Source organism: Actinomycetes bacterium (genome assembly GCA_035506535.1).
Lineage (GTDB): Bacteria > Actinomycetota > Actinomycetes > DATJPE01 > DATJPE01 > DATJPE01.
Genome location: DATJPE010000007.1, coordinates 19,154 through 27,670, shown reverse-complemented (window position 1 = coordinate 27,670; position 8,517 = coordinate 19,154). Strand labels below are relative to the sequence as shown.

The window sequence follows — 8,517 nt, the reverse complement described above, 5'->3', positions numbered from 1 at the left end:
GCCTGCTCGCCCCCGATCAACCGCGGCTCGACCGCGGCGAGGGCACCGCTGTCCAGCTCCACGCCGGAGGCCTCCAGCTTGCGCAGTGCCCGGTCAGCCGCCGGAGCGCCCTCGGCGTGCCAGACGCGGCGGGCCAGGCCCAGGACGGCGGCCTCCTCGGGGGTGAAGCTCACCGGGGGCAGCGCCGCCGAGCGCAGGTCGATGCGGTAGCCCTCCTCGCCCGGCTCGCCGATGGTCTCCAGGGGGACGCCGAGGTCGCGCAGGTCCGCCTTGTCCCGCTCGAACTGACGCTCGAAGGCGACGTCGTTCGGCGATCGGCTGTAGTCCTCGATGGCCTCGCGCAGTTGCACCTTGGTGACGTACGTGCGGGTCTGCGACAGGCAGAGCACCACCTCGAGCAGGCGCTCGGTCCGCGCAGCCGTCACGGGAAGCGAACCTACCCGGACCCGGCGCTACCGTTCGTGCGTGATCCAGTGGCGTCGAGGTGTCGTCGCCGCAGTCCACCATCCGTGGGCCGGTGTCGCCGAGGTCGAGGTCGAGACCGCCGAGGGCCGGCTCCCGGCGCTCGCCTACGTCGACGTCGTCGGCGACCCGGCCGTGGGCGATGCCGCGCTGCTCAACACCACGGCGCTGGCGCTGGGTCTGGGCACCGGCGGGTACGCCGTCGTCGTCGCTCTGCCGGACCGGCTCCCGCCCGACGTGGACCCGCCCGGCCACCTGGTCAAGGCCCGCTACACCCCGCTGCAGGTGTGCGTCCGGGGCGCCGACGAGCAGGACGGCCCCTGGCACGAGGCGCTGCGCGACGCCGACGACCTCGCCGGCCTGCCCGTCGTGGTGGCGGACCTGCACTCCGCTCTCCCGGCGGTGCTGAGCGGCCTGCTGGCCGACCGGCCGGCGGCGCGGGCGGTCTACGTCTGCACCGACGGTGCGGCGCTGCCCCTCGCCTTCAGCCGGACGGTGGCCGGCCTGGCTGAGGCCGGCTGGCTGGCCGGCACGGTCACCACTGGTCAGGCCTACGGCGGGGACGTCGAGGCGGTGAGCCTGCACACCGGCCTGCTGGCCGCTCGGCTGGTCCTCGGGGCCGACGTGGCCGTGGTGGCACAGGGCCCGGGCAACCTCGGCACCGGGACCCGGTTCGGGTTCTCGGGCGTGGCGGCCGGGGAGGCGGTCAACGCGGCGGGCGTGCTCGGCGGCCGCCCAGTGGCCACGCTGCGCGTCTCCGGCGCCGACCAGCGGCCGCGGCACCGGGGGGTGAGCCACCACGCGCTGACGGCCTATGGGCGGGTCGCGCTCGTGCCCGCCGACGTCGCGGTCCCGCGCTTGTCCGACGAGCTCGCCGACCTCGGTGCGCTGGTGTCACGCCAGGCGGCCGCCCTCGGCGAGCGCCATCGCCTCGTGCCGGTCGACGTGGCCGGCCTGCTGGAGCACCTGCGCGCGTGCCCGGTCCCGTTGTCGACGATGGGGCGCGGACTGGATGAGGACCCTGCGGCCTTCCTCGCGGCGGCCGCGGCCGGCCGGCACGCGGCCGCCCTGGTCGGCGGGCCGTGAGGGCGGCCGACCCTCAGGCGCTCTTGGACTGCACGTTGGCGACGATGTCGATGACCGCCGCGATGCTCGTCGTCGTCGGGTCCTGACCGGAGGGCGCGGGGAGCAGCAGCAGCACCCGGCTGCCCACCGGGAGCCCGATCAGCGGGTCGAAGTTCGTGGTGGTGCCCCCCATGCCGACCGACAGGCCGCCGGGCAGGTTGGCGCTCCAGGTGTCGGCGACGGCGGTGTTGTCCCAGCCGACGGCGACGTACTGGGCGATCACCAGGCTCTTCTTCTTGACCGGCGGGCCGTCGCCCTTGACCAGCACGATCGCGCGGGCCTTGGTGGGCGGAGCGGTCTCGGCGGGGACGGTGACCTTGGGGGCCGCGTCGACCGCGCCGGTGACGGTGGGCAGGCCCGCGAGCGAGGCGTTGGTGGCCGTGCCGTGGGCGCGCCCGCTCCCGTCGTAGTGGCCGAGCACGTCGACGACGAAGACGAGGGTGTCGGTGCCGGTGATCCCGGCCGAGGACTGCCCGGCCGAGCCGTAGCCGGCCGCGGGCGGGATGACCAGGACCACCCGGCTGCCGACCTTGACGCCGACCAGGCCCTTGTCCCACCCAGGGATGACCTGGCCGGTACCGATCGGGAAGGCGGCGGGCACGCCGCGGGCGAAGGAGCTGTCGAAGGCCTTGGTCGAGGCCTTCCAGACCTCACCGACATAGTCGGCGACCAGGAGGTCGCCCGCCTTCACGGTCGGCCCGTTGCCCTGGATCAGGGTCTTGACCACGAGGTTCTTCGAGGGAGTGTCCGCCGGCAGGGTGATCGTCGGGTTGGTGTCGAAGGCTCCGGTGACCGTGGGTGTGGGGCCCGGTCCCACCGCGAAGGTCGGCGTGGGCGACGCCGATGTCGCCGTCGACGCCCCCGCCGACGCGCCGGTGGAGGTGGCTGTCGAGCTGGACGCGCTCGACCCCGAGCCGGAGGACCCGGTGCTGGAGGACCCGCCGCAGGCGGCCAGGAGCAGCGCGGCCGGCAGCACGGCGACGATCAGGGGACGGCGGAGGGAGGAGGACAGGCGCACGGGAACCCTTCGGCAAGTGACCCGGGTTGCCCGGGGCCGGACGGCCCCACGGTAACCGGGGCGGCTGAGAGGAACCCAAACGACCCGCGCGGGCCCTACATGGAGGCGATGAGGCGATCGACGCGGTCGTCGACGGAGCGGAACGGGTCCTTGCAGAGCACGGTGCGCTGCGCCTGGTCATTGAGCTTGAGGTGGACCCAGTCGACGGTGAAGTCGCGCCGCTTCTCCTGGGCCCGCTTGATGAACTCCCCGCGCAGCCGCGCCCGGGTGGTCTGGGGGGGCACGGACTTGGCCTCGAACACATCGAGGTCGCGGGTCACCCGCTCGACCAGTCCCTTGCGCTCCATGAGGTAGTACAGCCCGCGCCGGCGGTCGATGTCGTGGTAGGCGAGGTCGAGCTGCGCGATGCGCGGGGAGGCCAGCGACAGCCCGTGGCGGGACATGTAGCGGTTGATCAGCCGGAACTTGGCGACCCAGTCGATCTCGCGCTCGACCAGGGCCAGGTTGCCGGTCTCGACCGCGGTCAGGGTGCGCTCCCACAGATCCAGGACCCGCTTGACCAGCCCCTCGTCGATGCCGCGGCGGGCCGCGAAGTCCCTCGCCCGGGTGAAGTACTCGCCCTGGATGTCCAAGGCCGATGCGTCGCGGCCGTTCACCAGGCGCACCGTGCGCCGGCCGGTCGTGTCGTGGCTGATCTCCCGGATCGCCCGGATCGGGTTCTCCAGCGACAGGTCGCGCATGACGACGCCGTTCTCGAGCATGCGCAGGACGAGGTCGGTGGCCCCCACCTTGAGCAGGGTGGTCGGCTCGGCCATGTTCGAGTCACCGACGATGACGTGCAGGCGCCGGTAGCGCTCGGCGTCCGCGTGCGGCTCGTCGCGGGTGTTGATGATCGGCCGCGAGCGGGTGGTGGCCGAGGACACGCCCTCCCAGATGTGCTCGGCGCGCTGACTGACGCAGTAGACCGCGCCCCGAGGGGTCTGCAGCACCTTCCCGGCCCCGCAGACCAGCTGACGGGTGACGAGGAACGGGATCAGGACGTCGGCCATCCGGCCGAAGTCGCCTGCCCGCGCGACCAGGTAGTTCTCGTGGCAGCCGTAGGAGTTGCCCGCCGAGTCGGTGTTGTTCTTGAACAGGTAGACGTCCCCCGGGATGCCCTCCTCGGCGAGGCGGCGCTCGGCGTCGACGAGCAGGCCCTCCAGGATGCGCTCGCCGGCCTTGTCGTGGACGACCAGGTCGACGATCGAGTCGCACTCCGGGGTGGCGTACTCCGGGTGGCTGCCGACGTCGAGGTAGAGCCGCGCGCCGTTGCGCAGGAAGACGTTGGACGAGCGACCCCACGACACGACCCGCCGGAAGAGGTAGCGCGCCACCTCGTCCGGTGACAGCCGCCGCTGGCCGCGGAACGTGCACGTCACGCCGTACTCGTTCTCGAGCCCGAAGATGCGCCGGTCGATGGTCCGCCTCCCGATGTCGCCGACCCCAGTCGACGGCCTCCCTGCGACGCCGTGCCCCCACGGTAGGACATGCTGTCCGCGTGGACGTGCTCATCCTCGGCGGGACCCGCTTCCTGAGTCACCAGATCGCCCTCGAGGCACTCAACCTCGGGCACTCCGTGACGTGCCTGACGCGCGGCATGGCCGGTGAGCCGCCGCCGGAGATCGACCACGTGATCGCCGACCGCGAGGAGGCCGACGCCTACGACGAGGTCGCGGGGCTGTTCTGGGACGAGGTCGTCGACGTGACCAGCACCCCCTCCCACGCCAGGGCGGCGCTGGAGGCCGTCGGCCCGTTCGCCGGCCACTGGACCTACGTCTCCTCGGCATCGGTCTACGCCGACCTCTCGCTGGTCGGCGGGACCGAGGACCAGCCGCTCCGGGACCCCTTCCCGGAGGACGGCGACGAGGACGATTTGTCGTTCTACGGCGAGATGAAGGTCGCCTGCGAGCTGGCGGCCCAGGCAGCCCTCGGCGGCCGGCTGCTCATCGCTCGTCCGGGCCTGCTCGTCGGGCCGGGCGACGTCAGCGACCGCTTCGGCTACTGGCCGGCCCGCTTCGCGCGGGGGGGCCGGGTGCTGGTCCCCGACGCCCCGGACTCCCCGGTCCAGGTCCTCGACACCCGGGACCTGGCCGCCTGGCTCGTGGACGAGTTCGGGCGCGGGGACGTCGGCGTCTACGACACCGTCGGGTCGACCCAGCGCCTGGCCGACGTCCTCGGCGTCTGCGCGAAGGTGGCCGGCTTCAGCGGGGAGCAGGTGGCCGCTTCGCCGGAGTGGCTGAGCGAGCACGACGTCGAGCACTGGGCGGGGCCGGAGTCGCTGCCGCTGTGGCTGCCCGCGGACCACGCGGGCATGGCGACCCGGTCGGGGGCGGCGGCGCTGGCGGCCGGGCTGACCCGCCGCTCGGTCACCGAGTCCGCGACGGACGTGCTCGCCGACGAGCACCGGCGCGGCCTCATGCGCTACCGGCGGGCGGGGCTGAGCCCCGAGCGCGAGTCGGAGCTGCTCGCGGAGCTCGTCTCAGCCGGCGAGTAGCTGGGCGAGGCGGTCGTCGGCGATGCGCCGGAACTTGCGGCTGGCGGCGCGCGTACGGTCCAGGACCGCGACCTCCAACAGCTCCGGTCCGAGCTCGCGCGCCTCCGCGGCGCCGTGCTCGGCCAAGACCCGGACCGCCAGGCGAAGCGCGGGCCCCAGCTCCAGACCGTCGGTGTAGGCGGACTCCAGCGCGGTCGAGATCGCCTCCGCCTGGCCCCCCATGGCCACGTAGCCGTGCTCGTCCCCGACCGAGCCGTCGAAGGTCAGCCGGTAGAGCTGGTCGTCCTCGGCCCGATCCCCCACCTCGGCCACGACGATCTCGACCTCGTAGGGCTTCGGGGTCTCGGTGAAGATCGTTCCGAGCGTCTGCGCGTAGGCGTTGGCCAGGCCGCGGCCGCTCACGTCGCGCCGGTCGTAGGAGTAGCCGCGTACGTCGGCCAGCCGGATGCCCGCGACCCGCAGGTTCTCGAACTCGTTGTACTTGCCGACGGCGGCGAAGGCGAGCCGGTCGTAGATCTCGCTGACCTTGTGCAGGGCACGGGAGGGGTTCTCGGCGACGAAGAGGATCCCGTCCTTGTACTGCACGACGACGACGCTGCGGCCGCGGGCGATGCCCTTGCGGGCGTAGTCCGCCTTGTCCTTGACCGCCTGCTCGGGCGAGACGTAGAAGGGCATCGACACGGGGGTGGCCTCTCCTGGGCTGCGCTAGGTGAGCGGGGCGATGGGGCCGTCGGGGCGGGTGCCCCGCGCCTCGACGACCGAGCGGACGACGGCGCCGATCTCGTCGTCGGGGATCCGCCGGTAGCCGTCAGCGGTGACCGTGGCGACGACCGGGAAGATGCCGCGGGTCAGGTCCGGCCCACCGGTCGCCGAGTCGTCGTCAGCGGCGTCGTACAGCGCCTGGACGCAGGCCGCGACCGCCTCCGAGGCGTCGAGGTCGTCTCGGTAGAGCTTCTTGAGGGCCCCGCGGGCGAACAGGGCCCCGGAGCCGACGGAGTAGAAGGCGTGCTCCTCGTAGCGCCCGCCGGTGACGTCGTAGGAGAAGATCCGCCCGTACCCGCTGACGCTGTCGTAGCCGGCGAAGAGCGGGACGACCGCCAGGCCCTGCATGGCCATGCCGAGCTGGTCGCGGACCATCGCGGCCAGCCGGTTGGCCTTGCCCTCGATGGACAGCGTGGTGCCCTCGATCTTCTCGTAGTGCTCGAGCTCGAGCTGGAACAGCCGCACGAGCTCGACGGCCAGCCCCGCGGTGCCGGCGATGCCGATGCAGGAGAACTCGTCGGCGGGGAAGACCTTCTCGATGTCGCGCTGGGCGATGATGTTGCCCATCGTCGCGCGGCGGTCGCCGGCCATCAGGACCCCGCCGTCGAAGGTCGCCGCCACGATGGTGGTCGCGTGCGGGGTCTCGAGGGTGCCCGGCGGCAGCGGGCGGCGCCCCGGCAGCAGCTCAGGGGCGTAGGAGCCCAGGAACTCGGTGAACGACGAGGTGCCCACCTCGAGGAAGGCGGCCGGCAGGCGCCCGCCGGAGCTCAGCGCCTCGCTCACTGTCCGCCCTTCTGCACGAAGCCACGGACGAACTCCTCGGCGTTCTCCTCCAGTGCCTCGTCGATCTCGTCGAGGATCGCGTCGACGTCGGCGTCCAGCTCGGCCTTGCGCTCGGCGGCCGCCGCCGCGGTCGCGTCCTGCTCGCTGGCCTCGCTGGTCTCGGCCGCGGTGTCCTCGGCGGAGCGGGACGCCCGTTCCTGCCCACCCGTGTCCTTCGTCGCCATCTGCTCCTCCGGGACTCACCCTGCGGTGCTCGACTTGTTGGGGCCGACCCTATCCGGGGAAGTCGCCCGGTCACTGACCTCCGGTGAGCGCGTCGACGAGCGCCGTCGCGTCCTTGCTGCGCTCGAGCAGACCCCCCACGTGGGCCTTGGTGCCCCGGAGCGGCTCGAGGGTGGGAACGCGCTGCAGGGAGTCGCGGCCAGGGACGTCGAAGATGACGGAGTCCCACGACGCGGCCACGACCTGGTCGGCGTAGCGCCGCAGGCACTCGCCGCGGAAGTAGGCCCGGGTGTCCTCCGGCGGCTCGCCAACCGCCGTCTCGACGAGGGCGTCCGCGAGCAACCGCTTCATCCGCCCCGCCCGGACCAGCCGGTGGTAGAGACCCTTCTCCGGACGTACGTCGCTGTACTGCAGGTCCACCGCCTGCAGCTTCGGCGCCGACCAGTCCAGCCCGTCGCGGTCGCGGAACCCCTGGAGCAGGACGTACTTGGCCACCCAGTCGAGCTCGTCGGCGCAGCGGACGGGATCGTCGGCGAGTCGGTCCAGGACGGACTCCCAGCGGGCGAGCACGTCGAGGGTCTCCGCGTCCGCGTCGGCGCCGTAGCGGTCCGCCACGAACTTGCGGGCCTGCTCGCAGTACTCGGTCTGGATCTGCAGCGCGGTGAGCCGCCGCCCGTCGGCCAGCTCCACCAGGTGCTTCAGGCTGGGGTCGTGGGAGACCTCGTGCAGCGCGGTCACCGGGCGCGCGAGCAGCATCGAGTCGTCGAGGTGTCCCGCCTCGATCATCGACAGCACGAGGGAGGTCGTGCCGACCTTCAGGTAGGTCGAGATCTCGGAGAGGTTCGCGTCGCCGATGATGACGTGCAGGCGTCGGTACTTCGTGGGGTCGGCGTGGGGCTCGTCCCGGGTGTTGATGATCGGCCGCTTCAGGGTCGTTTCGAGGCCCACCTCGACCTCGAAGTAGTCGGCGCGCTGGCTGAGCTGGAAGCCGTGGTCGCGGCCGTCCTGGCCGATCCCGACCCGTCCCGAGCCCACGACCACCTGGCGGCTGACGAAGAAGGGGGTCAGCTGGCGCACGATGTCGGCGAAGGGGGTCTCGCGCGGCATGAGGTAGTTCTCGTGGCAGCCGTAGCTCGCGCCCTTGTTGTCGGTGTTGTTCTTGTACAGCGTGATCAGCGGCGCGCCGGGCAGGCTGGAGGCGAGGCGGCCGGCCTCCGCCATCACCAGCTCGCCGGCCTTGTCCCAGCGGACCACGTCGAGGGCGGAGACGACCTCCGGGGCGGAGTACTCCGGGTGGGCGTGATCGACGTAGAGCCGCGCACCGTTGGTGAGGATGACGTTGGCCAGCCCGACCTCCTCGTCGGTGAGCTGGCTGGCGTCGGCCAGGTCGCGGCTGAGGTCGAAGCCGCGGGCGTCGCGAAGCGGGTTCTCCTCGTCGAAGTCCCAGCGGGCGCGCCGGCCCCGGCTCGCGGTGGCGGCCGCGTAGGCGTTGACCACCTGCGAGGAGGCGAGCATGGCGTTGGCCGTGGGCTGGCCGGGTACGGAGATGCCGTACTCGGTCTCCAGGCCCATGACTCGGCGCACGGTCACGTCACGAGCCTACGACCCGGCT

The 8,517-nt window shown here is 72.7% G+C and carries 9 protein-coding genes; 2 read left to right on the top strand and 7 right to left on the bottom strand.

Going from position 1 to position 8,517, the window contains the following annotated elements:
* A partial coding sequence (locus VMI11_01345; protein HTY71052.1) for a WYL domain-containing protein occupies nt 1-425 on the bottom strand: 425 nt, incomplete at its 3' end.
* 40 nt (nt 426-465) lie between these two features.
* Between VMI11_01345 and VMI11_01340 the strand changes: the two genes are divergently transcribed.
* Complete coding sequence (locus tag VMI11_01340) at nt 466-1,548, top strand: DUF3866 family protein (protein HTY71051.1); 1,083 nt, start codon at nt 466-468, stop codon at nt 1,546-1,548.
* Between the two features lie 13 nt (nt 1,549-1,561).
* On the opposite strand, the gene VMI11_01335 is transcribed toward VMI11_01340, so the two are convergent.
* The gene (locus VMI11_01335; GenBank protein HTY71050.1) at nt 1,562-2,605 is read right to left on the bottom strand and encodes an FKBP-type peptidyl-prolyl cis-trans isomerase; all 1,044 of its coding nucleotides are present in this window, start codon (nt 2,603-2,605) and stop codon (nt 1,562-1,564) included.
* A gap of 95 nt (nt 2,606-2,700) precedes the next feature.
* On the bottom strand, nt 2,701-4,062 hold the full coding sequence (gene pafA / locus VMI11_01330; protein HTY71049.1) for a Pup--protein ligase: 1,362 nt from the start codon (nt 4,060-4,062) through the stop codon (nt 2,701-2,703).
* Between the two features lie 80 nt (nt 4,063-4,142).
* Here pafA and VMI11_01325 point away from each other — a divergent pair, with 80 nt between their 5' ends.
* Nucleotides 4,143-5,138, top strand: coding sequence for a hypothetical protein (locus VMI11_01325; GenBank protein HTY71048.1), 996 nt, complete (start codon nt 4,143-4,145; stop codon nt 5,136-5,138).
* On the opposite strand, the gene prcA is transcribed toward VMI11_01325, so the two are convergent.
* The 4 genes from prcA to dop form a co-directional block, all read right to left on the bottom strand.
* A complete protein-coding gene (gene prcA, locus VMI11_01320) occupies nt 5,124-5,819 on the bottom strand; it encodes a proteasome subunit alpha (protein ID HTY71047.1) in 696 nt (231 codons plus the stop codon). The two genes, VMI11_01325 and prcA, sit on opposite strands and share 15 nt — an antisense overlap.
* A 24-nt stretch (nt 5,820-5,843) precedes the next feature.
* Complete coding sequence (gene prcB / locus VMI11_01315) at nt 5,844-6,683, bottom strand: proteasome subunit beta (GenBank protein ID HTY71046.1); 840 nt, start codon at nt 6,681-6,683, stop codon at nt 5,844-5,846.
* Entirely contained in the window at nt 6,680-6,907 is a 228-nt protein-coding gene (locus VMI11_01310) for a ubiquitin-like protein Pup (protein ID HTY71045.1), read from the bottom strand. The genes prcB and VMI11_01310 overlap by 4 nt, the downstream gene beginning before the upstream one ends.
* Before the next feature lie 70 nt (nt 6,908-6,977).
* On the bottom strand, nt 6,978-8,495 hold the full coding sequence (gene dop / locus VMI11_01305; protein ID HTY71044.1) for a depupylase/deamidase Dop: 1,518 nt from the start codon (nt 8,493-8,495) through the stop codon (nt 6,978-6,980).
* Nucleotides 8,496-8,517: the final 22 nt, after the last annotated feature.

Bases quoted from the DNA above. Each gene is read 5' to 3' on its own strand.
- VMI11_01310 (HTY71045.1), bottom strand. From the start codon at position 6,907: ATGGCGACGAAGGACACGGGTGGGCAGGAACGGGCGTCCCGCTCCGCC.